The organism is Micromonospora sp. C95 (genome assembly GCF_018070465.1).
In the GTDB taxonomy this organism is placed as follows: domain Bacteria; phylum Actinomycetota; class Actinomycetes; order Mycobacteriales; family Micromonosporaceae; genus Micromonospora.
Window position 1 is genome coordinate 69,598 of the sequence record NZ_JAGPXT010000003.1, and the last position, 24,396, is coordinate 93,993.

Genomic DNA, 24,396 nt, shown 5'->3' on the forward strand with positions numbered 1-24,396 from the left:
CTTCCCCTAGCCGAGCTCGTGGTCCAGCAGCGAGAGAAGCTCTCCCGCCGAGGCCGAACTGATCCGGTCGACGATGCCGACCGGTGCGCCCACGCTCGCCTTCGCCGTCACCCGGCCGCGCAACTCACCCAGCAGGGCGGCGATGGTGGCCTGCTCCTCGGGCCCGAGGCCGAGGTACACGTCGTCGAGCTGGTTGCCCAGCGCCTCGATCTCCCTGGTCAGCCGATCGACGACGGAGCCGGTGTCGGTGCCGGCGTCCGGAGTGATCCGGGTGAGCAGGAACTTGGTGAGCGCGCGGGGGTTCGGATGGTCGAAGACCATCGTGGCGGGCAGTTTGCCGCCGACGATCGCCGACAGCTTGTTCCGCAGTTCCAACGCGGTGAGCGAGTCGATGCCAAGTTCCTTGAAGGCGGTGGTGGCACCGGCCGTCTTGATGTCGGAGTGCCCGAGCACCATCGCGGTCTGGGTACGGACAGCGTCCAGCAGCACCGTCTCCGCCTCGTCCGGCGGCAGCGCGCGAAGTCGCTGCACGAGTGCCGGCTCGGCGGCGTCAGCCGTCGGATCGACGGCCTCGGCCGGCGCCGCGAGCAGACCCCGCAGCAGCGGCGAGGCCAGCCGCTCGGTGACGGGCGTGTGCGGCGACGGCTGCCACAGGCGGGCGGGCACCAGCACCGCCCGGTCGTGGCCGAGTGCCGCGTCGAAGAGCGCGAGCCCCTGCTGCGAGGAGAGCGGCAGCACACCCTGCCGACGCAGCCGAACCAGGTCCGCGTCGCCGAGTTCGGCGACCATCTCGCTGCGCTCGGCCCAGAACCCCCAGCACAGGGAGCTGGCGGGCAGCCCTGCCGCCCGGCGGGTCTCGGCCAGGCCGTTGAGGAAGGCGTTGGCCGCCGCGTAGTTCGCCTGCCCGGCGGTGCCCAGCACGCTCGCGATCGACGAGAACAGCACGAACGCGGAGAGGTTCAGGTGGCTGGTCAGCTGGTGCAGGTGCCACGCGCCGCGCACCTTCGGCGCCAGCACCGTGTCGATCTGGTCCTCGGTCAGGGTCGCGACGACCCCGTCGTCCAGGACCCCCGCGCAGTGGATCACCGCCGTCAGTGGGTGGTCGGCCGGCACCGCCGCGATCAGCTCGGCGACCGAGGCCCGGTCGGTGATGTCACAGGCCACCACCTCGACCTCGGCGCCCGCCCCGGTCAGCGCCTCCCGTAGACCTGCCGCGGCCGGGGCCGTCGGCCCGCGGCGACTGGTCAGCAGGAGTCGACGGACGCCGTGCCGCCGTACGACGTGGCGGGCCAGCATCGCGCCCAGTCCACTGGTGCCACCGGTGATCAACACCGTTCCGGCTCCGAGCGTGGCGTCTCCCGGGCGCGACGGCGGTTGGCCGGAGTGGTGCGGCGCGGAGCGGTCGCCGTCGGCGTGGGCCAGTCGCGGCGTGCTCGGCACGCCGCCCCGGATCTTGATCTGGGTCTCTCCGGTCGCCACGGCCGCCGGGACCAGATCCCACGACGCGGGTTGCTCGTCGATGTCGACGAGCGTGATCCGGTCCGGGTTCTCGGTCTGCGTGCTACGCACGAATCCCCAGATCGCGGTCGCGACGAGATCCGGGGTGACGACCTGCTCGTCCTGGATCGCGTCGCGCGTGACGATGGCCAGCCGGGAGTCGGCGAACCGGTCGTCGCCGAGCCAGCGCGGCAACCACCGGAGCAGCCGGTGCAGACGGTCCTCGACGGTCGCCGGTGTGTCCGCGTCCGCCGCGGGCGCACCCGCGACCGCGACGATGACGACCGGGGGTGGGTCGGCGAGGCCGGCGAGGGCCGTCTCGGACGGCTCCAGTACCACGTGCCGCCCGGCCGGCTCGGCGGTGTCGATCGCCCGGGGCTGCCAGTCCACCTGATACAGCCGGTCGGTCCGCTGGTCCGGTCCGGGCTCGGCGGCACCGTCGTGCGGCGTGTTCAGCCAGTAACGCTGTCGCTGGAAGGGGTAGGTCGGCAACGGGGTCCACCGACCGTCCCGGCCGGGCAGCGCGGCGTCCCAGGACACCGGCAGGCCCGCCACGAACGCCTCGGCCGCCGACCGGAGCAGGCGATCGAGGCCGCCCTCGTCGCGGCGCAGCGTGCCCACCACCGTGCCGGTGAGGTCCGTGCTGTCCAGCGTCTGGGTGATGCCGACGGTCAGCACCGGGTGGGCGGAAGCCTCGATGAAGACGTTGAAGCCCTGGTCGGCGAGGGACCGGGTGGCTTCTTCGAAGCGGACGGTGTGCCGCAGGTTGGTGTACCAGTACTCGGCGTCGAGCCGGGTGGTGTCCAGCCAGTCGGCGGTGACCGTCGAGAAGAACGGCACCTCGGACGGTCGCGGGGCGATTCCCGCCAGCACCCGGGACAGTTCGTCGCGCACGTCGTCCACCTGGGCGGAGTGCGAGGCGTAGTCGACCGGGATCCGGCGGGCCCGCACGCCCTCCGCGTCGCACCGGGCCAGCAGCGCGTCGAGCGCGGCCACCTCACCGGAGACCACGACCGACGACGGCCCGTTGACCGCCGCCACCGACAGCCCTTCGGTCAGGCGGGCCCGCACGGCGTCGACCGGCAGTCCGACCGACACCATGCCGCCGCGACCCGACAGCGCCAGAATCGCCTTCGACCGTAGTGCGACCACCTTGGCCGCGTCCGGCAGGGTCAGGGCGCCGGCGACGCAGGCGGCGGCGATCTCGCCCTGCGAGTGCCCGATCACGGCCGCCGGTTCGACGCCGTACGAGCGCCACACCTCGGCCAGCGACACCATGACGGCCCATAGCACGGGCTGGATGACGTCCACCCGGTCCAGTGCCTCGGCGTCGTCGAGGACGTCCAGCAGCGACCAGCTCACGTGGGGCGACAGCGCGTCGGCGCATTCCTGCATGCGGCGCGCGAAGGCCGGCGACGACGCGCACAGCTCGCGCCCCATGCCCACCCACTGCGAACCCTGCCCGGGGAAGACGAACACCGTCCTGCCGACGGGCGTCGCCGGTACGGACGGGCCGTCGGTTCCGTCGGCCGTCGCGGTGAGTCCGGCCAACAGCTCGTCGCGGGTGTGGCCGAGGACCACCGCCCGATGCTCGAACAACGACCGCGTCGACAACAACGAATGCGCCACATCCGCCACATCCACATCCGGCGCACCCACCACAAAATCCCGCAACCTGGCCGCCTGCGCCCGCAACGCCGACTCCGAACGCCCCGACACCACCCACGGCACCACACCACCAACAACCGGCACCCCAGAACCCGCCACCGGCCCCTCCAACGCCGGCGCCTCCTCCACAATCACATGCGCATTCGTCCCACTGATGCCGAACGCCGACACACCCGCCCGACGCACCCGACCCCCACCACCAACCCACGGCCGCGCCCGCGTCAACAACTCCACCGCACCCGCCGACCAATCCACATGCGACGACGGCCGATCCACATGCAACGTCCGCGGCAACACCCCACACCGCAACGCCATCACCATCTTGATCACACCAGCCACACCCGCCGCAGCCTGCGTATGACCAATATTCGACTTCAACGACCCCAACCACACCGGCACACCAGAACCCCGACCCTGCCCATACGTCGCCAACAACGCCTGCGCCTCAATCGGATCCCCCAACCGCGTACCAGTCCCATGCGCCTCCACCACATCCACATCACCAACACCCAAACCCGCATCCGCCAACGCCGCACGAATCACCCGCTGCTGCGCCAACCCATTCGGCGCCGTCAAACCATTCGACGCACCATCCTGATTAACCGCCGAACCACGAATCACCGCCCACACCCGACGACCAAGACGCCGCGCATCCGACAACCGCTCCAAAACCAAAACCCCAGCACCCTCCGAAAAACCCGTACCATCCGCCGCATCCGCAAACGCCTTACACCGACCATCCACCGACAAACCCCGCTGCCGGCCCAACTCGACGAGCACGCCCGGCGTCGGCATCGTGGACACCCCGCCGGCCAACGCGAGCGCGCACTCCCCGGAGCGCAGGGAACGCACCGCCTGGTGGATGGCGGTCAGCGACGACGAGCAGGCCGTGTCGGTCGACACCGCCGGGCCCTCCAGGCCCAGCACGTACGACACCCGGCCCGACGCCACGCTGGGGTACGTTCCGGTGAGCGTGTACCCCTGGACCTCGCCGGCGGCGCCGCTGCCCATCCGGGGGCCGTAGTCGACGGGGTAGAGGCCGGTGAAGACACCGGTGTCGGTGTCGCGCAGTGCGGTCGGGTCGATTCCCGCCCGTTCCAGGGCCTCCCAGGAGATCTCCAGCATCAACCGTTGCTGCGGGTCCATGGCCAGCGCCTCGCGCGGGCTGATCCCGAAGAACGGCGCGTCGAAGCCGGCGACGTCGGTCAGGAAGCCGCCGGCCTGCGGGTAGGTAGTCCCGGCCGGGTCGGGTTCCGGGCCGGTCAGCGACGCCAGGTTCCACCCCCGGTCCAGCGGCAGGTCGCTGAGAGCGTCCACGCCGCCGGAGACGATGTCCCACAGGTCCTCGGGAGACGCGACGCCGCCCGGGAAGCGACACCCCACGCCCACCACCGCGATCGGCTCGCGAGCGGACTCCTCCAGGTGACGCACCCGGTCGCGCAGCTGCTGCGCGTCACTGACGGCACGTCGCAAGTAGGACCGGAGCTTGTCGAGATCCTCCACCGGGCCCTCCCTAACGTTTACGGACGAGAACGGACGGACTACAGGTATCCGCGGTCGATGAGCGCGTACAGCTCGTCGTCGGCGCGGTCGTCGAGACCGATCTCCTCGGCCGGCGGGTCCGGCTTCGGCGGTTCGACCAGGGTGAAGATGTGTCCCGCGAGCGCCTGCGGCGTGGGGTAGGTGAAGGCGACGGTGGCGGAGAGCCGCAGCCCGGTGACCGCGGCGAGCCGGTTTCGCAGGCCGACCACCATGGCGGAGTCGAAGCCGAGGTCCCGGAAGGTCTGTGCCGACCGCGCCGTGAGTACGGCCGGCGTCAGGCCAGGCTTCGTCGTGCTCACCATCGCCGCCGCCTCGGCGCACACCAGGCTCAGTGCGGACGCCTCACTGTCCGGGCGCACGCCGTCGGCCGGTGCCGGAGCACCGGGCGAGGTGGCGGCGTCGTCGGCGGTCAACCAGTACCGCTGCCGCTGGAACGGGTAGCTCGGCAGGCTGATCCGGCGGGCGGGCCGGACGCCGCAGCCCGCACTCCAGTCGACTGGCAGGCCCCGCACGTGCAGCTCGGCGAGCGAACCGAACACCTTGAGCAGGCCGCCGTCGTCCCGGTGCAGGGTGTTGACCAGCACCGGGGAGGCGGCCCGCGCGTCGGCGGTCTCGGCCATCGCCAGCTGGAGCACCGGATGCGGGCTGACCTCCACGAACACGGTGCCGGGCACCGCCATCAGCTGCTCGACGACCTCGCCGAACCGGACCATCGAGCGCAGGTTGGCGTACCAGTGGGCACTGTCCAGCCCTCGGGTGTCGAACAGGCCACCGGTGACGGTCGAGTAGAACCTGACCGCCGACTCCCGGGAGGTGACGCCCGCGATGGCGTCGAGCAGCCGGTCCCGGAGGGGTTCCAGGTAGTGGGAGTGGCCGGCCAGGTCGACCCTGACCCGGCGTACCCGGACGCCCTCGGCGCCAGCCAGCTCGGCGAACTCGTCGAGGGCCGGTCCTTCGCCGGAGATCACCACGGACGACGGCCCGTTGACCGCGGCGACCGACAGCCGCCCGGACCACCGCGCCAGCCGATCCCGGACCCACTCCGGCGATGCGGCCACCGCGCTCATCCCGCCGCAGCCGGTCAGCTCGGCCATGGCCTGGCTGCGCACGCTGACGATCCGCGCGGCGTCGTCGAGCGAGATCGCCCCGCAGTCGTACGCCGCGGCGATCTCGCCCTGCGAATGCCCGACCACCGCGTCGGGCACCACGCCGAGCGAGCGCCACACCCGCGCCAGTGACACCATCATCGCGAACAGTGCCGGCTGGATGACGTCGATCCGGTCCAGCGAGGCCGCCGAATCGGCACCGGTCACCACGTCCACCAGGGACCAGTCGAGCCACGGCTGGAAGGCCCGGGCGCAGTCGTCGATGGCGCGGGCGAAGACCTCGGACTCCGCGTACAGCTGCCGTCCCATGCCCTGCCACTGCGATCCCTGGCCGGGGAAGACGAAGACGGTCGGGCCGACCGGCCCGTCGACCACCCCGCGGACCGCCTGGGCGGCGCTCTGCCCGCCGGCGACCAGGTCGAGCCCGGCCAGCGCCGCCTCGCGTCCGTCGCCGAGCACCACCGCGCGGTGCTCGAACATGGTCCGCGTCGCCACCAGCGAGTACGCCACGTCGGCCGCCGACAGCGACGGGTCCGCGGCGACGAACTCCCGCAGCCGGGCCGCCTGCGCCCGGAGCGCCTCCGCCGACCGGGCCGAGAGCACCCACGGCAGCACTCCGGCGGTCGGCGCGGCGGTGGGTGCGGACGGTTGCCCGGGTGCCTGTTCGAGGATCACGTGTGCGGTGGTGCCACCCATGCCGAACGCCGACACCCCGGCCCGGCGCGGCCGGCCGGGCTGCCCCGGCCAGGGCTGGGCGACGCGGGCGACCTCGAAGTCCCGCGCGAAGTCGGCGACGGCGGGGTTCGGCGACCGGAAGTTCAGGCTCGGGACCAACTGACCCCGGTCCACGCAGAGCGCCGCCTTGACGAAGCCGACGATCCCGGCGGCCGGTTCCAGGTGCCCCACATTGGTCTTCACCGACCCGACGGCCAGCGGGCGGGTGCGGCCGGTCTGCCGGAAGACCTCGCGCAGGCCGGCGAGTTCCGCCGGGTCGCCGAGCCGGGTGCCGGTACCGTGCGCCTCGACGTAGTCGACGTCGTCGAAGTCGACGGCGGCCCGCTCCAGCGCGGTGCGGGTGGCCGCGGCCTGCCCGCCGGGGCTGGGGTCCGGCATCCGGCTGGAGGCTCCGCCGCTGGCGACGCCCCAGCCCCGGACCACCGCGTAGATGTGGTCGCCGTCGGCGACGGCGAGGTCCAACCGCTTGAGCACGACGATCGCGCCGCCTTCGCCGCGGACGAAACCGTTGGCCCGGTCATCGAAGGTGAAGCAGCGGCCGTCGGGCGACAATGCGCCCAGGTTGGCCAGGCTGATGCCCGCCTCAGGGTCGGTGATCAGGTGTACGCCGCCGGCGATGGCCAGCTCGACCGCGCCGCTGCGGATCCGGTCGCAGGCCAGCGCCAACGCCACCAGGGAGGAGGACTGCCCGGAGTCCGCGCAGAAGCTCATGCCCCGGACGTCGAGGAGGCTGGAGATCCGGTTCGCGATCAACGCACCACTCGACCCGAGCGCGGCGTAGTGGTCGTCCCGGTCACTGCCGGACAGCTTGCGGAGCAGGTCGTATCCGGACGGCGCGGTGCTCACCACGACGTCGACCTCGCGACCGGCGAGCGCGGTCGCCGGGATGCGGGCGTCCTCGACGGCCTCCCAGGCCAGCTCCAGCCCCAGCCGCTGGGTGGGGTCCATGGCCGCGGCCTCCGCGCCACCGGTGCCGAAGAACGCCGCGTCGAAGCCGTCGATGGCGTCGAGGAACGACCCGGTCATCAGGGTCGGGGCGTCCGGGTGGGACGAGACCGCCGAACCGGTCAGCCGGTGTTCCGGGAACGTCGCGACGGTCGACTCGCCGTCGACCAGCAGACGCCAGAACTCCGGCAAGCCGGGCACGCCGGGAAAGCGGCACGACATCCCGACCACCGCGATGTCCGCTCCTGCCCTAACCATGCGATTTCCTTCCGCTCCGCCCGGCGGACGACTCGTCCCGCCGTGCCGCCGTCACCGCCAGGTGGTCAACAGATCTCGAAGTTCGTCGGGCGCGTCCATGAAGTCGTAGTGGCCGCCGGCGACGACCCGGAACTGCACCGAGTCGGAGTAGTGGCGCCATCCGGCCAACTCGTCGAGGCTCACCTCGGGGTCGTCCCGCCAGTGCACGACGACGATCGGGCAGGCCAGCCTGACCGGCTCCGACCGCCGGTACCGCGCGGCGGCGGCATGGTCGTCGAGCAGCACCGACAGACCCATGTCGATCATGTCCGGCCGGGGGTCGATGCCCCGCCCACGCAGGAACGCCGCCACCTCCTGGCGCAGTTCCGGCTCGCTCATCGCCAGCATCCGGTCGCGCGAGGCGTCGTGCGGGGCCGGCTGGCCCGACACGAAGAGGCACTCCGGGCCGGGCAGGCCACGGGCGGCGAGCCGAACCACGGCCTCGAAGGCCGGCAGCGCGCCGGCACAGTGGCCGAACAGCGCGAACGGGCGGTCGAGCGTCGGTGTCAGCGCCTCGACCAGGCCGTCGGCGAGGTTCTCGTAGGTGCCGTAGTGCGGATGGGCCAGCCGGTTCTCCCGGCCGGGGAACTGCACCGGGCAGATCTCGGTGTCGCCGAGCGCGGCGGGCCAACCGTTGAAGGCCGAGGCCCCGGCCCCGGAGAAGGGCAGGCAGAAGATCCGGGACGGATGCGCGGTGGACGGTTGCCGGATGAACCACGGCGAGACGGTGGTGACGGTCATGATGTCGGCCGTTTCTGGGCAACGATGGGCAGGTGGGTCATCCCGGCGATGAAGTACGAGCGCAGGTGCTGCGGCTCACCGGCGAGTTCGATGGCGCCGAACCGGTCGAGCAGCTCCTCGAAGAAGATGCGCAGCGTCATCCGGGCCAGCGGCGCGCCGATGCAGAAGTGCGGGCCGAAGCCGAAGGCGACCTGACGCTTCGCGCCGACGCGGTTGATGTCGAACACATGCGGATCGGGGAACTGCAACTCGTCCCGGTTGGCCGAACCGATCCAGGCGACGACCGCAGCGCGCGCCGGGATGGTGCCGCCGCCGATCTGGACGTCGTCCACCGCGTACCGCATGAAGTTGCACGCCGCGGACGTCCAGCGCAGTCCCTCCTCCACCAGGTTCGGGATCAGCGACGGGTCGGCCTGCGCCCGGGTGAACTGCTCCGGCCGCTCGACGAGCGCCTCGACCGTGCCCGACACGGTGTGCGGTGTGGTCACGTTGGCGCCCAGCAGGATGCTGTAGCCGTCGAGGGCGATCTCCTCGTCGGTGAGCGGTGCGCCCTCCACGCTGATGTTCATCAGGTGGTCGAGCAGACTCCCGTCGTCGCCACCGCCCGCTCGCCGCCGGCGTACCCACTCGGTGACGTAGGTGATCAGCTCGTGGTGGGCGATCGCCAGGGTCGCGGCCTCGCTGCCGTGCTTGAAGTGCGGGTCGGCGGGAGCGGTCACCATCGCGGTCAGCTCCACCAGTTCCTGCCAGTCCCGCTCGGGGATGCCGAGCAGGGGGCCGGTTACCAACGCCGGCAGCAGCAGCGCCCGGTCGGCCAGGTCGAAGACCTCCCCGTCGAGCGCCGGTTCGAGGAAGTCCACGACGGTGGTGCGGATGGTCTCGGCCCAGGGCGCCACCGCCCGCGCGGTGAGTTTGGCGCCGATGGCGCGGCGTACCCGGGTGTGGCGCGGCGGGTCGGTGGAGGTGAGCAGCCTGCCCGCGGCCGGGTCGTCCGTGCCCAGGTGGGTCGGGACCGTGCCCCGCTCGGAGGTGAACTCCCGGTGGTCGCCGAGCACCCGGCAGACGTCCTCGTAACGGGTGACCGACCAGAACTCCCGGCCGTCGGGCAGGACCTGGTGGTGCAGCGGAGCCTTGGCCCGCATCACGTCCCAGACGGGATGCGGGTCGCCGTGGGAGTAGAGGTCCAGGTCGAACAGATCGACGGCGTCCAGGTCGATGTCGCGGGCCGGTCCCGGGGTGAGCCTCACGTCCCGGCCCTGCCCTGTGCGATCAGCTCGGCGACCCGGGCCGGTGTCTGCGCCAGGTAGAAGGCCCGAACGGACAGCCGTACGCCGTAGTCGTCGGCCATCCGGTCGATGATCTTGATACCGGCCAGCGAGGTGCCGCCGAGCGCGAAGAAGTCGTCGTCCTCCTTGGCCTCGGCGCCGAGATACTCCGACCACAGGTCCGCTATGGCCTGCGCCTGCGGGACGGGTCGCGCCACGGCTGCGCCGCCGCCACCATTCTGGTGGTCCGTCCGTGGTGACGATTCCATTCTTCAGCTCCCTTTGGTCCGCCGGTCGGGATTGCCTTTCCGATCCTTTTCGGCCCGATTCGGGCCGGCACCGCCGACACCACCATGCGGCGTGCGAAAAGTGCCACTGACGGGAGTCACCTCACCTGGCGAGGCAATTCCTCGGTGACCGGTTCGAGTGTGGCGCGATTCTTCGTGCGGGAACACCGGTAAAGGCGATTACAGGGGTTCACCGGGGGTGCGGTCGAGGTGGCCCGCGCGTGGCCGTCCCGCTGGCGGGACAGTACAAGGTGCACCGGCCGTTACGCCGCGTCGGCGTCGCCGACGGTTGCCCCGGGACCGCCGGCGGGTGACCGTGACGGTAATTCGACAACACACTGCGCAGGGACGTGAGGGGAAACGACGTGGAAGAAAGCGGCGTGGATGCGGACGTGGTCATCGCCGGTGCCGGACCCACCGGGCTGATGCTGGCCGGCGAACTCCGCCTGGCGGGTGTCGATGTGCTGGTGGTGGAGCGGCTCCCGCAGCGAACGGGCGAGTCACGGGCCGGCGGAATGCACTCGCGCACCCTGGAGGTACTGGACCAGCGCGGGATCCTGGACCGCTTCACGGAAATCGGCGTTCCGCAACCCGTAGGCCACTTCTCCGGTCTTTATCTGGAGTTCGACGAGGCGGAATCGCGGCACCCCTATCCGTTGATGATCCTGCAGACCGACATCGAACGGCTGCTCGAAGAATGGGCCGTCGCGCTCGGTGTGCGTATCCAACGGTCGTCCGAGGTGACCGGAATCAGCCAGGCCGGTGCCGGGGTGACCATCGAGCTGGGCACCGCGCCGGGACCGACGCGCACGCTGCTCGCCCGCTATCTGGTGGGCTGCGACGGCGGACGCAGCACCGTACGCAAGCTGTCGGGCATCGACTTCGTGGGCACGTCGGCGACGATGACCGCACTGATCGGCGACGTCGAGCTTCCGGAGCTGACCGAGGACTACATCTGGGTGCGGCGCTGCCCCACCGGCGACTATTCGGTGATCGCCTTCGAGCCGGGCTGGTACCGGGTCATCGCCTCCGAGTACGACCGCGTCGTCGACCGGGACGAGCCGGTGACGTTCGAGCAGCTCCGCGAGTCGCTGGTCAGGCTCGCCGGCACCGACTTCGGGATGCGCAACCCGCGGTGGGTCTCCCGGTTCAGCGACGCCGCGCGGCAGGCCGACCGGTACCGGGCCGGTCGGGTGCTGCTGGCGGGCGACGCCGCGCACATCCACTTCCCGGCCGGCGGCCAGGGGCTGAACCTGGGCGTGCAGGACGCGGTCAACCTCGGGTGGAAGCTCGCCGCGGTGGTCAACGGCCAGGCCCCGGAGAGCCTGCTGGACACCTATCACCACGAGCGGCACCCGGTCGGCGAGCGCGTGCTGCACAACACCCGGGCGCAGTCGGCGCTGGCCCGCCCCGGCCCGCACACGGACGCGCTGCGCGACGTCTTCGGCGAACTCCTCCAGTTCGACGACGTCAACCGGCAGCTGTGCGGCAAGCTGACCGCGCTGAACCTCCGCTACCCGGTCGACGGCGATCACCCGTTGGCCGGTCGCCGGGTGCCCGACGTCGACCTCAAGACGGCCGACGGCGCCACCCGGATGTACGAGTTGCTGCACGCCGCCCGACCGGTGCTCGTCGATCTGCGCGGCAGCGTCGAGGTGACCACGGCGGCCGACGGCTGGGTCGATCGGGTCGACCTGGTCGAGGCGACGAGCGTGGACGACCACTGGATCGTCCCGGACCTCGACGAGCTGCCTGCGCCGGCCGCGCTGCTCATCCGCCCGGACGGTCACGTCGCCTGGGCGGCCCCCGCCGACGAGCCACTGGACACCTCGGCACTGCGGGCCGCCCTCGCCGCCTGGTTCGGTCCGGCCCGGCCGGGTCGATGACGCCACCCGGCACCACGACGGGGCCCCGAGTGTCCGCTCGGGGCCCCGTCGTTCGTCGGTCGCGGTCAGCCTCAGACCGGTGCCGGGCTCCTGCCGGTGGTCACCTGCTCGATGACGTCGAGCACCTCCCGGCCCTGATCCACCAGGTACATGTGGTCGCCGGGAAACTCCACGTAGCTGAACTCACCGGTGGTCGCTGTCTGCCACTGCCGAGCCTCCGCGGCGGTCACCAGGCCGTCGGAACCGCCGCGCAGCGAGCAGATCGGCACCGGTACCGGCCCGTCGAAGCTCGGCACGTACGCCTCGTGCATCTCGCAGTCGGCCTGCAACGCGGGAAGGATCAGCTCCCGCATCTCCGGGTGGTCGAGCGCCTCGTGCCGGAAGCCGGCGAACTCCTCCACCCGGGCGAGGAACTCGTCGTCCGGGAGCCCGGCCGCCCGCCGCTCACGCTGCGTCCACGGCCCCGGTGAGCCGCTGACGATCAGCCGCTCCACCACGATGCCCCGGCTGCTCAGCAGGGGCACCAGCTCGTAGGCGAGCACCGCGCCCAGGCTGTGTCCGAACAGCACGGTCCGGGTGCCGGCGCCGAGGTCGGCGGCGATGGCGTCGACCTCGGTCCGGGCCGCCTCCACCACGTTGCGGTACGGCTCCTCCAGGAATCGCCGTTCCCGGCCCGGCAGCTCGACGGAGGTGACGCGCCACCGGCCGGCCGCCAGCTCGCGCCACGGGTGGAAGAAGGAGGCACCCGCTCCCGCGAACGGCACGCACAACAGCGTGCCGCGCTCCCGCGCCTCGCCCTGCCCTGTCATCTCAGATCAACTCCTGTCCTTCGCCGTTGTCCGGTTCACTGCGCCGCGAGCTTGCGGTTGATGACCTCGAAGATCTCGGCCACCGGGCCGGGCAGGTTCATCTCGTGGTGCGTGGCGTGCACGTCGTGTTCCTCGATGGCGCCGAGCACGTACGGCCGCCACAGCTGCGCGTACAGGTCGTCCTTGAGCACCGCGTTGAAGAACAGCACGTCACCGTCGTAGACCGGCGACTCGAACGTCATCATCAGCTGGGAGTTGTTGGCCAGCACCCGGGCCATGACGTCGATGGAGTCCTGCTGGTTGTCGGTGCCGATGTACTGGCCGAAGAAGTCCTCCAGCTCGTCCCGGTAGTCCTCGACGGTCTTGTTGGCGTGGATCTCGGACCAGCCGTGCCCGCCGGGCTGCGAATCGAGGATGGCCGTCAGGGCGATCTGGTGACCGCGCCGGGCGAGGCCGGCCGCGACGGCCTGGGCCACGGTGCCACCGTAGGACCAGCCGATCAGGTGGAACGGGCCGTCCGGCTGGATCTTCAGCATCTCCTCGATGTAGCCGTCGACCATCTCCTCGACCGAGGTCACCAGGTCACCCACGCCGTTGTAGCCGCGCGCCTGCAGGGCGTACGCCGGCCGGTCCGGCACGTGCACCACGAAACTGAAGTACGCCCAGCCGAGCCCGCCTCCCCCGTGAAAGAACCACAGCGGTGGCTTGCCCGTGCCGGGGTCGATGTTCAGCGGCAGCACCACGCCGAGCGGGTCGGCGATCTCCCCGGCGGGCTGACCGATCAGCAGCAGCGACGCCAGCTCGGCCACGGTGGGGAACTTGATGATCGTACGGAGTGGGAACTCGATGCCGAACTCCTTGCGGATGCGCACGCTGAGCCGGGTGGCCAGCAGCGAGTGCCCGCCGAGGGCGAAGAAGTCCTCGTCGACCCCGACGGTCTCCCGGCCGAGCAGCTCGCCGAAGATCGCGCACAGCCGCTGCTCCTGCGAGGTACGTGCCTGTCGACCGGTCGCCTTGCTGGTGTCCTCCTCGGGCAGCGCCCGACGGTCGAGCTTTCCGTTGGGGGTGAGCGGCAGCTCGGCGAGGGCGATCACCGTGGCCGGCACCATGTAGTCCGGCAGGCGTCCGCGCAGGTACGTGGTGAGCTCGGTGCGCAGCTGGTCAGCCGCGACACCGGCGGTGGGCGCCGGCACCACGTAGCTCACGATGCTCTTGTCGCCCTGCTGGTTCTCGCGCACCACGACCGCCGCCTGCGCCACGCCGGGGTGCCCGGCCAGCACGTGCTCGATCTCCCCCAACTCGATCCGGAAGCCCCGAACCTTCACCTGGAAATCGGTGCGCGCGATGTACTCCAGCTGACCGGCCCGGTTCCACCGCGCCAGGTCTCCGGTCCGGTACATGCGCGATCCGGCCGGCCCGAACGGGTCGGCCACGAACCGCTCGGCGGTCAGGTCCGGTCGGCCCTGGTAGCCGCGGGCCAGGCCGTCGCCGGCGAGGTACACCTCCCCGGCGACGCCGCGCGGCACCGGGCAGAAGCGCGAGTCGAGCAGATACACCTGGGTGTTGCCGATCGGGGTGCCGATCGCCACCGGTGCTCCCGGGGTCAGCGGCGCCATGGTCGACCAGGTCGTCGTCTCCGACGGGCCGTACCAGTTGCCCACCTCGGTGGCCTGCCCGGCCAGCGTCTCGGCGAGACGGGCGGGCACCGCCTCCGCCCCGGTCATGATGCGCAGGCCCCGCGCGGCGTCCGGGTCGTGGGCGAGCAGCATCTGCCAGAAACCCGGCGTGGCCTGTACCACGCTGACCCCGTTGCGCCGGATGAACCCCAGCACGGCCGCCGGATCGGTGACGGTCTCCTTGGCCGCCATCACCATCGTCGCGCCGCTGACGAACGGCAGGTACAGCTCGGTGTTCGCCATGTCGAAGGAGACCGTCGTGCTGAACAGCATCCGCTCCCCCGGCGACAGCGGGAACCGCCGCTGGACCGAGGCCAGGAAGTTCGCGACCGCGCCGCGCGGGATCGTCACGCCCTTCGGCGCGCCGGTGGAACCGGAGGTGTAGATCACGTACTGGGTGTTCGCCGGGTGGATGACCACCGCCGGCGGCAGGTCCGGGTAGCCCGAGCAGTCGGCGCCGGCGAGGGTGTCGTCGTCGAGCACCAGCACCGGCTTCGCCTGCGCCAGGATGTGGTCGATGCGGGAGCGCGGGTGCTCCGGGTCCAGCGGTACGTAGGCGCCGCCGGCCTTGAGGACCGCCAGCAGCGCCACCATCAGGTTCACCGTTCGGGGCAGGCACACGGCGACCATCGACTCGGCTCGCACGCCGCGCTCCACCAGCCAGTGCGCCAGCCGGTTCGACCGGACGTCCAGCTCCTGGTAGGTGAGCGAGTCGTCCCCGGTGAGCACCGCGAGTGCCTGGGGTGACTCCTGGACCCAGCGGCTCACCGCCGCCAGCAGGCCGCCGTCCAGCGTCGGCTCGGCGGTGTCGTTCACCTCCACCAGCAGTCGCTCGCGCTCCGCCGCGGTGAGCACGTCGACGTCGCCGACGCACCGGCTCGGGTCGGCGACCAACTGCTCCAGGACGCGGACGAACCGGGCGGCCATGGCCTCCACGGTGTCCCGGTCGAACAGCCTGGTCCCGTACTGGATGTCGCCGTAGAGCACGCCCGCCGCGTCGTCCAGGGTCATGCTGAAGAAGAGGTCGACCATGGCCTTCGTGGTGAGGGCCTGCTGGAACTCGGCCGTGAGCCCCGGGAAGTCGAGCACCGGCTTGGCGAAGTTCTGCCAGCCGCACATCACCTGGAACATCGGCCGGTACGTGGCGGAGCGGTCCGGGTTGATCTCCTCGACCAGCACGTCGAACGGCACGTCCTGGTGCTCGTACGCGGTGAGTGCCTTGTTGCGCACCTGGGCGAGCAGGTCCAGGAAGGTCGGGTTGCCGGACAGGTCGACGCGCAGCACCAGGTTGTTGACGAAGCAGCCGACCAGGTCGGCCAGCGCCTCGTCGGTCCGCCCGGCGATCGGGGACCCGATCGGCACGTCCTCGCCGCCGCCGAGCTTGCTCAGCAGCACCGCCAGCGCGGCCTGCACGATCATCGACATGGTCATGCCCCGCTCGGCGGCGAGGCGTTCCAGCCCGGCGGTGACGGCGGGCCGCACCTCGAAGGCCACCGCGTCGCCGTCGGTGCTCAGGTCCGCCGAGCGCGGATGGTCCAGCGGCAGGTTCAGCGGCTGGGGTACGCCGGTGAGTTCCTTGCGCCAGTACTCCAACTGCGCCGCGGCGAGGCTGTTCGGATCCTTCAGGTCACCGAGCACCTCCCGCTGCCACAGCGTGAAGTCCTTGTACTGCACGGGCAGCGGCTCGAACTCCGGGGCCCGGCCCGCCCGCCGGGCGCCGTACGCGGTGGCCAGGTCCCGGGCCAGCGGAAAACTGGAGCTGCCGTCGGTGGCGATGTGGTGGATGGCCAGGACGAGGACGTGCTCGCGGGGCGAGGAGCGGATCAGGCTGGTCCGGAACGGAACCTCGGTCGCCAGGTCGAAGGTGTGCGCGACCGCCCTGTCGACCGCACCGGACACCTCCTCCGGTGCCACCTCCAGCACCGGCGTCTCCACCCGGGCCAGCGCCTCGGCCACCGGCAGGATCCGCTGGTGCGGCTCGCCCTGGTCGTCCACCACGTAGGTGGTGCGCAGGATCTCGTGCCGCTCGACCACGTCCCTGATCGCCGCGTCCATCGCGGACAGGTCCAGGTCCCCGGTCAGCCGCAGGGCCGCCGACATGTTCCAGGTCTCGCCACCCTCCAATTGGTGCAGGTACCAGTAGCGGCGTTGGGCGAAGGACAACGGAATCATGTGCTTACTCCTCTACGGTCATCTTGCGCAGGCGAGGGCGACGCGGAGCTGCCGGTGCTTCCGGTCCCGCCCGGTCCAGCCAGTCGGCGAGCGCGGCCACCGTGGGCCGGTCGAAGATCGTGCGGATGGGGATCTCCGCTCCGGTTTCCGCCCGGGCCCGGCTGATCAGCCGGGTGGCGAGCAGCGAGTGCCCGCCCAGATCGAAGAAATCGTCGTCGACGCCGACCCGCTCCAGCCCCAGCACTTCGGCGAAGAGCCTGGTCAGGCACTCCTCCCGCGGGGTGCGCGGCGCCCGGTAGTGGGTACCGCCGAACTCCGGCTCGGGCAGCCCGGCCCGGTCCAGCTTGCCGTTGGCCAGCAACGGCAGCCGGTCCAGCAGCACGAAGGCGGAGGGCACCATGAACTCCGGCAACCGCTCGGCGGTGTGCCGGCTGAGTTCCGCGGCGTCGACCTCGCCCCCGGCCACGACGTAGGCGGCGAGCCGGGCACCGGTGCCCGCGCCCGGCCGGGACACCACGACGGCCTGGTCGACCGCCGGGTGCGCGCCGACGACCGTCTCGACCTCGCCCGGCTCGATCCGGAAGCCGCGCACCTTGACCTGTGCGTCGCCCCGGCCCGCGTACTCCAGCTGCCCGTCGTCGTTCCACCGGGCCAGGTCGCCGGTGCGGTACATCCGGGCGCCGGGCGGGCCGAAGGCGTCGGCGACGAAGCGCTCGGCGGTCAGGTCGGCCCGGCCATGGTAGCCACGACCGACGCTGCCGCCGACGTACAGTTCGCCGACCACCCCCGGCGGTACCGGCGCCAGGCCGGGGCCCAGGACGTAGGTCCGCATGTTGCCCAGCGGGGTGCCGATCGGCACGCTTCCCGCCGGGTTCGCCGCGTCCTCGGCGACGGTGCAGGTGGTGGCATAGAACGACTCGCTCTGCCCGTAGGCGTTCACCACCCGTACCCCGGGGAAGGCCTGCCGCGTCTTCTCCACGAGCGAGACGGGCAGGGCCTCACCGGCGAAGACGACGGTCTCCACACTGGTCCGGCCGGCGATCTCGGCGACGAGTTCGGCGAAGGCGGACGGCACGGTGGAGATGACGCTGCCGTGCCAGCCCGCCGGCTCGGCCAGGGCCAGGACGTCCCGGACCACCTCGACGACGCCGCCGGTGGCCAGTGTCGTGAAGATCTCGAACGCCGAGACGTCGAAGTTCACCGAGGTGCCGGCGAGCAGCCGCTTGCCGGGTGCCAGGCCCACCCGGGACGCGAGCCGCAGCACGCCGTTGACCACGTTCGCGTGCGTGATGGCCACCCCCTTGGGCCGGCCCGTGGAGCCGGAGGTGTACATCACGTACGCCAACTGCTGTGCCTGCACGCGCGGTTCGACGCCGGTGTGGTCGCCGGACAGGTCGAGCGTGTCGAGCAGGACGTCCGGTGCGCCGTGCTCCGGCAACTCTGCGACCGTCGCGGAGTCGGTCAGGACGAGGCACGGCCGGGCCTCCCCGAGGATGGCGGCGGTGCGGGTGCTGGGATACCGGGGGTCGACCGGCAGGTACGCGCCGCCCGCCCGCAGGATCGCCAGCAGGGCGACGACCAGGTCCGCCGAGCGCGGCAGCGACACCGCCACCACCGACTCCGGGCCCACGCCACGGCCAGTGAGTTCGTCCGCCAGGCGGGCGGCCCGGGCGGTCAACTCGCGGTACGTGAGCGACTCGCCCCCGGCGACCACGGCGACCTCGTCCGGGGTCCGCGCCGCCTGGGCCCCGACGAGCCCGACGATCGTGGTCTGCGGGGTCGGCGTGGCCGTGTCGTTGACCTCGGTGAGCAGCAGGTGGCGTTCGGCCGCGTCCAGGATGTCGAGCTGCCCGACGGTCAGGCCGGGGGTGGCCACGAGGTGCCGCAGGACGCGGGCGAGGCGGGCTGCCAGCGCCTGCACCGCGTCCGGACCGAAGACGCCCCGCGCGTACTGCAGGAGGAGTTCGAGCTGCGGATCCGCCGCCGCCATCAGGGTCAGCGGATAGTTGGTGGCCGTCGACGGGCGCAGGCCGGTGAAGGCGACACCGTCGGCGGCGTCGGTGGCGGCGTCGAGCGCGTCCCGGTCGACCGGATAGGACTCGAAGACGACGAGTGTGTCGAACAGCGACGGCAGGCCGACCGCCTGCTGGATCTCGGTCAACCCGAAGTGGTGGTGCTCCAGCAGGCGGGCCTGCCGACCCTGCAGCCGGGTGAGCACCGCCGCGATGGTGTCGCCGGGTGCGTACTCGACGCGCACCGGAAGGGTGTTGATGAACATGCCGACCGTCGAGTCGACGTCGGTCACCGCGGGCGGGCGCCCCGAGACGGTCGCACCGAACAGTACGTCCTGGCGGCCGGTGAGCTGGCCGAGCAGCAGCGCCCAGGCACCCTGCACCAGGGTGTTGACGGTGACGCCCCACTCGGCTGCCCGCCGGACGAGGGCCTGCGCCTCGTCCGGGTCGAGCGCGACGGTGACCTGACCGACCCCCTCGACGGCCGCCTGGTCCGAACCGGGGGCGAGCAGGGTGGGCTCCTCGACCCCGGCCAGCTCGGCCGCCCACACCCGCGATGACTCCTCGTCGTCCTGCTGGGCGCGCCAGCGCAGGAACTCACCGAAGTCGCCGGGCGCGGGCAACGCGGCCGGGTCGCCGCCGGAGGCGTAGAGCAGCAGCAGGTCCCGCATCAACAGCGGCATGGACCAACCGTCGATCAGCACGTGGTGGGCGGTCAGCACCAGTTCCGCGCGGCCGGGCGTCGGGACGACCAGGGCCATCCGGATCAACGGTGGGCTGCCCACGTCGAAGTGCGCGGACCGGTCGCCGGCGAGGAAGCGCTCGAACCTCTCGGTCCGCTCCGCCTCGTCCAACGTGGTCAGGTCGTGGTACTGCCACGGCAGGGACACCTCCTGCGGCACCACCTGCACCACGCCGCCGTCCGCGCGGTCGACGAAGGCGGCCCGGAGGCTGGCATGGTGCCCCACCAGCGCCTGCGCGGCGCGGCGCAGCCGCTCCGGGTCGACCGCGCCGGACAGGTGGAAGACCAGCTGCATGTGGTACGCATCGAACGACGACCCGGCCAGCGCGGTGTGGAACAACATCCCGGACTGCACCGGCGTGGTCGGCCAGACGGTGGCCAGCGCACCGAACCGGCTCTCCCACCCGTCGATCTCCGCCTGACTCACCTCGACCAGGGGCGCGTCGCTCGGGGTCAGCCCACCGGCGTCGGGGGTGGTGGCGTGCCGCGCCAGGGCGGTAAGCGCGTCGACCCACAGCCCGGCCAGCTCGGTCACCTCGTCACGGTCGAGCACGCCGGTCGGGAAACCGAAGTAGGCGGTCAGCTCGTCACCGTCGCCGGTGCTCGCGGCGACAGCGTTGATCTCCAGCGCCGACAACGCCGGCATGTCCGCGTCCGGGGCGGCGATCAGATCCCGGTACGTGGTGTCCGGCGCCCAGCCGAGGCCGCGAAGATCCTCAGGAATGTCCGCGCCGGAGGCGCGGCCGAGGTAGTTGAAACCGATCTGCGGCTCAGGCATGCCGGCCAGCGCGGCGGCGGTGTGCGTGTTCAGGTGGCGCAGCAGGCCGTATCCCATGCCGTTGTCCGGCACGGCCCGCAACTGTTCCTTGACGGCCTTGATCGCCCGGCCGGCGGCCGGGCCACCGGCGAACGCGTCCACCAGGTCGACGCCCGTCAGGTCCAGCCGCACCGGGAACATCGCGGTGAACCAGCCGACGGTGCTCGACAGGTCGGCGCCGGGGAGCACGTGCTCGGCCCGGCCGTGCCCCTCCAGCCGCACCCGCGTCGAGGCGCCCTGCGCGCCCCGCGTCTCGTGCCAGCGGCTCAGCGCCAGCGCCAGGCCGGCCAGCAGCCCGGTGTCCACACCGGCCCGGAACACCGTGGGCACGGTGGTCAGCAGGGTCCGGGTGACCTCCGGCGGCACCTGGACACGCAGCGTGTCGACGGTGGCCGCGACGTCGCGGGCCGGATCGAGCGGACGAGCGCCCAGCACCGGCTCGTCGGCCCGCAGGATCTCCTGCCAGACGGGAAGTTCCGCCACTCGTTGCGGGCTGGTCGCGGCATCGGCCAGCCCCCACATCCACCGCCGCAGCGAAGTGCCCACCGCGACCGGTGCTGCGGCATTGCCGCCGCTGACCCGCTGCCAGGCGGACACCAGGTCCGGGACCAGGATCCGCCACGACACCCCGTCGACGACCAGGTGGTGCAGCACGATGAGCAGCCGGTCCATCTCCGCGTCGGAGGTGAATCGCACGAACTGGGCCATGACGCCCGCGTCCGGATCCAGCCGGTCGGCCGCCGCGTCCAACTCGGCCCGCACATCGACGTCGCCGAGGGTGACCTCGCGCAGCAACGCGGCGGCGTCCACACTGCCGACGGCCGCCATGACGATGCCCGACCCGGCCCGGTCGAGCCGGGACCGCAGCACGTCGTGTCGGTCCAGCACGGCCTGCAGGGTCGCGACGAGTCCGGCGTGGTCGATGCCCTCGGGCAGGGTGAGCATCGCGGACATGCAGAAACGGCCGACGCCCCCGCCGAGCGCGAGCACGTGCGCCGCCGTCGGCGGCAGGGGCGCCCAGCCCACGCCACCACCGGGCAGCTCGGCCAGGGTCACCGGCTCCTCGTCCGCCCGGCCGTCGACCAGCTCGGCGAGCCGGGCGACGGTGCGGTGCTCGAAGATCTCCCGTGGGCTGAGGACCAGCCCACGGGTCTTGGCCCGCGCGGCGACCTGGATGGAACGGATACTGTCGCCGCCGCTGGTGAAGAAGTCGTCGTCGATCCCCACCGGCCCGCCGCCCAGGACGTCCGCGTACACCTCGGCCAGCAGCTGCTCCACGGCGCTGCGCGGCGCCCGATGCTCGGTGCCGGCGAACTCCGGCACGGGCAAGGCGCCCCGGTCCAGCTTTCCGCTCGCCGTCAACGGCAGCCGGTCCAGCACCACGAACTGGGCAGGAACCAGGTAGTCCGGCAGCCGCTCGGCCGCGAACGCGCGCAGTTCCGCCGGGGACAGACCGGCCGCCCGTCGTCGCGGACCGTCGCCGGTGGTGCTGTCCGCCGGCGCCACGTAGCCGACGAGCCGGGTCCGGCCGTTGCAGTCCTGACACACGGTCACCGCCGCCCGGCCGATCTCGGGGTGTCGGCTGAGGACGGTCTCGATCTCGGTCGGCTCGACCCGGATGCCGTTCACCTTCACCTGCGTGTCGACGCGTCCCGCGTACCGCAGGTGGCCGTCGTCGTCCCACCGGGCCAGGTCGCCGGTGCGGTACATGCGCGCGCCGGCCGGCCCGAAGGGACAGGCGACGAACCGCTCGGCGGTCGACCCGGCGTCGCGGTGATAGCCGCGGGCGAGCCGACCTCCGACGTACAGCTCACCGATCACGCCGGGCGCGACCGGAGCGAGTTCGGGCCCCAGCACGTAGGCGCGCATGTTGGCCAGGGGTGCTCCGATCGGTACCGCTTCGGAGCCGGCCAGCTGCTGCGGAACCGGGTAGGTGGTGGCGTAGAAGCTCTCCGTCTGCCCGTACGCGTTGACGACGCGGACGCCGGGCAGGGCGCGCCGGACCTCGTGGACCAGATCCGCCGAGAGGGCCTCACCGGCGAAGACGACGGTTTCCACGTCGAGTGCGGGGCGTGCCGGCGTGCCCGCACCGAGCTGATCCAGCAGGGCGGAGAACACCGCGGGCACGGCGCTGACGGTGGTTCCCGACCAGCCGCCCCGTTCGGCGAGTTCGAGCACGTCACGGACGATCTCGATGCTCGCGCCGGTGGTCAGCGCGGTGAAGGTCTCGAAGACCGAGACGTCGAAGTTCACCGACGTCGCGGCCAGCATCCGGGAGCCCGCCTCGACCCCCACCCGGCGGCGCAGGTCCCACACGCCGTTGACCACACCGCCGTGGGTGACCGCGACCCCCTTCGGCACGCCGGTCGACCCGGACGTGAACATCACGTAGGCGAGATGCTCCGGCCGCACACCGGCCGCCGGCAGCTGCGCCACCGGGCCGTCCAGGCACAGGTCGTCGAGCCGCAGCACCGGCTGCGTGCCGGCGACCACCGCCGCCGTCGCGGCATCGGTCACCACCAGGGCCGGTCGGGCGGACTCGAGCAGGAGGGCGACCCGCCCGGCCGGGTAGCTGGGGTCGACCGGCAGGTAGGCACCGCCGGCCTTGAGCACGCCCAGCAGCGTGACCACCAGCTCCACCGACCGTGGCAGGGCGACGGCGACCAGGACGTCCGGTCCGACACCGCGCTGCCGCAGCAGCGCGGCCAGCCGGCTCGCGCGGACGTCGAGTTCCCGGTACGACAACGTGGCCGGTCCGCACACCACCGCCGTCGCGTCCGGGGTGCGGACCACCTGGGCGGCGACCAGCTCCGCCACCGTGGCGTCCGGCACCGGTGCCGTCGTCCGGTTCAGCCGGGCCAGCCGGTCCCGCTCGGCGTCGGTGCGCAGGTCCACGGCGGCGAGCCGCGCCGCGGGATCGGCGACCACCTGCCGCAGCACCCGCAGATAGCGGTCGACGAGGCGCTCGGCCGTGGCCGGGTCGAACAGTTCGGTCGCGTACTCCAGCCGCCCGTAGGCGCCGCCGGCCGGGGCCGGGACGATGTTGAAGAAGAGGTCGAACTTCGCGGTCCCGGTGCCCGCCGGGACCGGGGTGACCCGCAGCCCCGGCAGCTCGACCTGCGCCCATTCGAACTGCCAGGCCAGCATCACCTGGAACAGCGGCTGGTAGGCGGTGGTCCGGTCCGGGCTCAGCAGCTCCACCAGACGCTCGAACGGCACGTCCTGGTTGTCGTACGCGGCCAGGGCCCGGTCCCGGACCTGCCTGAGCAGATCCTCGAACGTCGGGTTCCCGGACAGGTCGACGCGCAGCACCCAGGTGTTGGCGAAGAAGCCGATCAGGTCGTCGAGTTGCTCGTCGGCGCGCCCCTCGATCGGGCTGCCGATCGTCAGGTCGTTGCCGGCGCCGAGATGGTGCAGCAGCACCGCCAGCGCGGCCTGGGCAACCATCGGGGCGGTGGCGCCGTGCTGCGCGGCGATCTTCGCGACGCCGGTCAGCAGCTCCTCGTCCAGCTCGAAGTCGACGTGACCGCCCTGGTGGCTGGCGGCCGTCGGACGCGGCCGGTCCAGCGGCAGGTGCACCGGTTGCGGCACGTCGGCCAGCTCCGTACGCCAGTACTCGACCTGCGCCGCGGCGATGCTGTCCGGGTCGGACTCGTCGCCGAGCAGCTGTTGCTGCCAGATCGTGTAGTCCTTGTACTGCACCGGCAGCGGGGCCCACTGTGGTGCGGCACCCCGCAGGCGGGTGGTGTACGCCGTCACCAGGTCCCGCAGGAACGGACCCATCGACGCCCCGTCCGCGGCGATGTGGTGGAACACGAACGCCACCAGGTGCTCCTGCGCAGCCTCCTGGAAGATCGTGGCTCGCAGCGGAATCTGCGTCTGCAGGTCGAACCCCTGGCGTACCGCGGCCTGCACCGCGGCGGGCGAGGCGTCGCGGGCGACGGTGAGGAACCGGCTCTGGAAGACGGCCTCCTCCGGCGACAGCACCCGCTGTTCGGGGGTGCCGTCCGCGTCCTCGACGATGAGGGTACGCAGGCTCTCGTGCCGGGCGATGACATCGGTGAAGGCCGCGCACAGCGCCGCGGTGTCCAGTGGCCCGCTCAGGCGCAGAACGAACGGAATGTTGTACGTCGCGGACGCGCCCTCCAGGCGGTGGAGGAACCACATCCGGCGTTGGGCGAAGGACAACGGGATCATCG

9 protein-coding genes are annotated in these 24,396 nt (G+C 72.0%); 1 reads left to right on the top strand and 8 read right to left on the bottom strand.

Annotation, left to right across the window (positions count from 1 at the left end; translation table 11 throughout):
- Positions 1 to 6: 6 nt before the first annotated feature.
- From KBX00_RS05095 to KBX00_RS05115, 5 genes are read right to left on the bottom strand one after another with little or no spacing between them, the layout of a single operon-like run.
- Positions 7 to 4,716: a type I polyketide synthase gene (locus KBX00_RS05095; RefSeq protein WP_210824167.1), complete on the bottom strand. Its 4,710-nt coding sequence runs from the start codon at positions 4,714 to 4,716 to the stop codon at positions 7 to 9.
- Positions 4,707 to 7,751 (bottom strand): type I polyketide synthase, encoded by a 3,045-nt coding sequence (locus tag KBX00_RS05100; protein WP_210823773.1) that lies wholly within the window; start codon positions 7,749 to 7,751, stop codon positions 4,707 to 4,709. Before KBX00_RS05100 ends, KBX00_RS05095 begins: the two co-directional genes overlap by 10 nt.
- A 51-nt stretch (positions 7,752 to 7,802) precedes the next feature.
- Positions 7,803 to 8,531 (bottom strand): thioesterase II family protein, encoded by a 729-nt coding sequence (locus tag KBX00_RS05105; protein WP_210823775.1) that lies wholly within the window; start codon positions 8,529 to 8,531, stop codon positions 7,803 to 7,805.
- Positions 8,528 to 9,778: a cytochrome P450 gene (locus KBX00_RS05110; protein WP_210823777.1), complete on the bottom strand. Its 1,251-nt coding sequence runs from the start codon at positions 9,776 to 9,778 to the stop codon at positions 8,528 to 8,530. The genes KBX00_RS05105 and KBX00_RS05110 overlap by 4 nt, the downstream gene beginning before the upstream one ends.
- Positions 9,775 to 10,065 carry an acyl carrier protein gene (locus KBX00_RS05115; RefSeq protein ID WP_210823779.1) on the bottom strand — a complete coding sequence of 97 codons (291 nt, stop codon included), beginning with the start codon at positions 10,063 to 10,065 and terminating at the stop codon, positions 9,775 to 9,777. The genes KBX00_RS05110 and KBX00_RS05115 overlap by 4 nt, the downstream gene beginning before the upstream one ends.
- A 383-nt stretch (positions 10,066 to 10,448) precedes the next feature.
- Here KBX00_RS05115 and KBX00_RS05120 point away from each other — a divergent pair, with 383 nt between their 5' ends.
- Positions 10,449 to 11,969, top strand: coding sequence for an FAD-dependent monooxygenase (locus tag KBX00_RS05120; RefSeq protein WP_307868096.1), 1,521 nt, complete (start codon positions 10,449 to 10,451; stop codon positions 11,967 to 11,969).
- Between the two features lie 71 nt (positions 11,970 to 12,040).
- On the opposite strand, the gene KBX00_RS05125 is transcribed toward KBX00_RS05120, so the two are convergent.
- The 3 genes from KBX00_RS05125 to KBX00_RS05135 are packed head-to-tail and all read right to left on the bottom strand — an operon-like array spanning position 12,041 to position 24,394.
- Positions 12,041 to 12,778 carry a thioesterase II family protein gene (locus KBX00_RS05125; RefSeq protein WP_210823783.1) on the bottom strand — a complete coding sequence of 246 codons (738 nt, stop codon included), beginning with the start codon at positions 12,776 to 12,778 and terminating at the stop codon, positions 12,041 to 12,043.
- A gap of 35 nt (positions 12,779 to 12,813) precedes the next feature.
- Positions 12,814 to 16,626 carry an amino acid adenylation domain-containing protein gene (locus KBX00_RS05130; RefSeq protein ID WP_210823785.1) on the bottom strand — a complete coding sequence of 1,271 codons (3,813 nt, stop codon included), beginning with the start codon at positions 16,624 to 16,626 and terminating at the stop codon, positions 12,814 to 12,816.
- 4 nt (positions 16,627 to 16,630) lie between these two features.
- Positions 16,631 to 24,394: a non-ribosomal peptide synthetase gene (locus KBX00_RS05135; protein ID WP_210823787.1), complete on the bottom strand. Its 7,764-nt coding sequence runs from the start codon at positions 24,392 to 24,394 to the stop codon at positions 16,631 to 16,633.
- Positions 24,395 to 24,396: the final 2 nt, after the last annotated feature.

Bases quoted from the DNA above. Each gene is read 5' to 3' on its own strand.
- KBX00_RS05100 (WP_210823773.1), bottom strand. From the start codon at position 7,751: ATGGTTAGGGCAGGAGCGGACATCGCGGTGGTCGGGATGTCGTGCCGC.
- KBX00_RS05105 (WP_210823775.1), bottom strand. From the start codon at position 8,531: ATGACCGTCACCACCGTCTCGCCGTGGTTCATCCGGCAACCGTCCACC.
- KBX00_RS05115 (WP_210823779.1), bottom strand. From the start codon at position 10,065: ATGGAATCGTCACCACGGACGGACCACCAGAATGGTGGCGGCGGCGCA.
- KBX00_RS05125 (WP_210823783.1), bottom strand. From the start codon at position 12,778: ATGACAGGGCAGGGCGAGGCGCGGGAGCGCGGCACGCTGTTGTGCGTG.
- KBX00_RS05130 (WP_210823785.1), bottom strand. From the start codon at position 16,626: ATGATTCCGTTGTCCTTCGCCCAACGCCGCTACTGGTACCTGCACCAA.
- KBX00_RS05135 (WP_210823787.1), bottom strand. From the start codon at position 24,394: ATGATCCCGTTGTCCTTCGCCCAACGCCGGATGTGGTTCCTCCACCGC.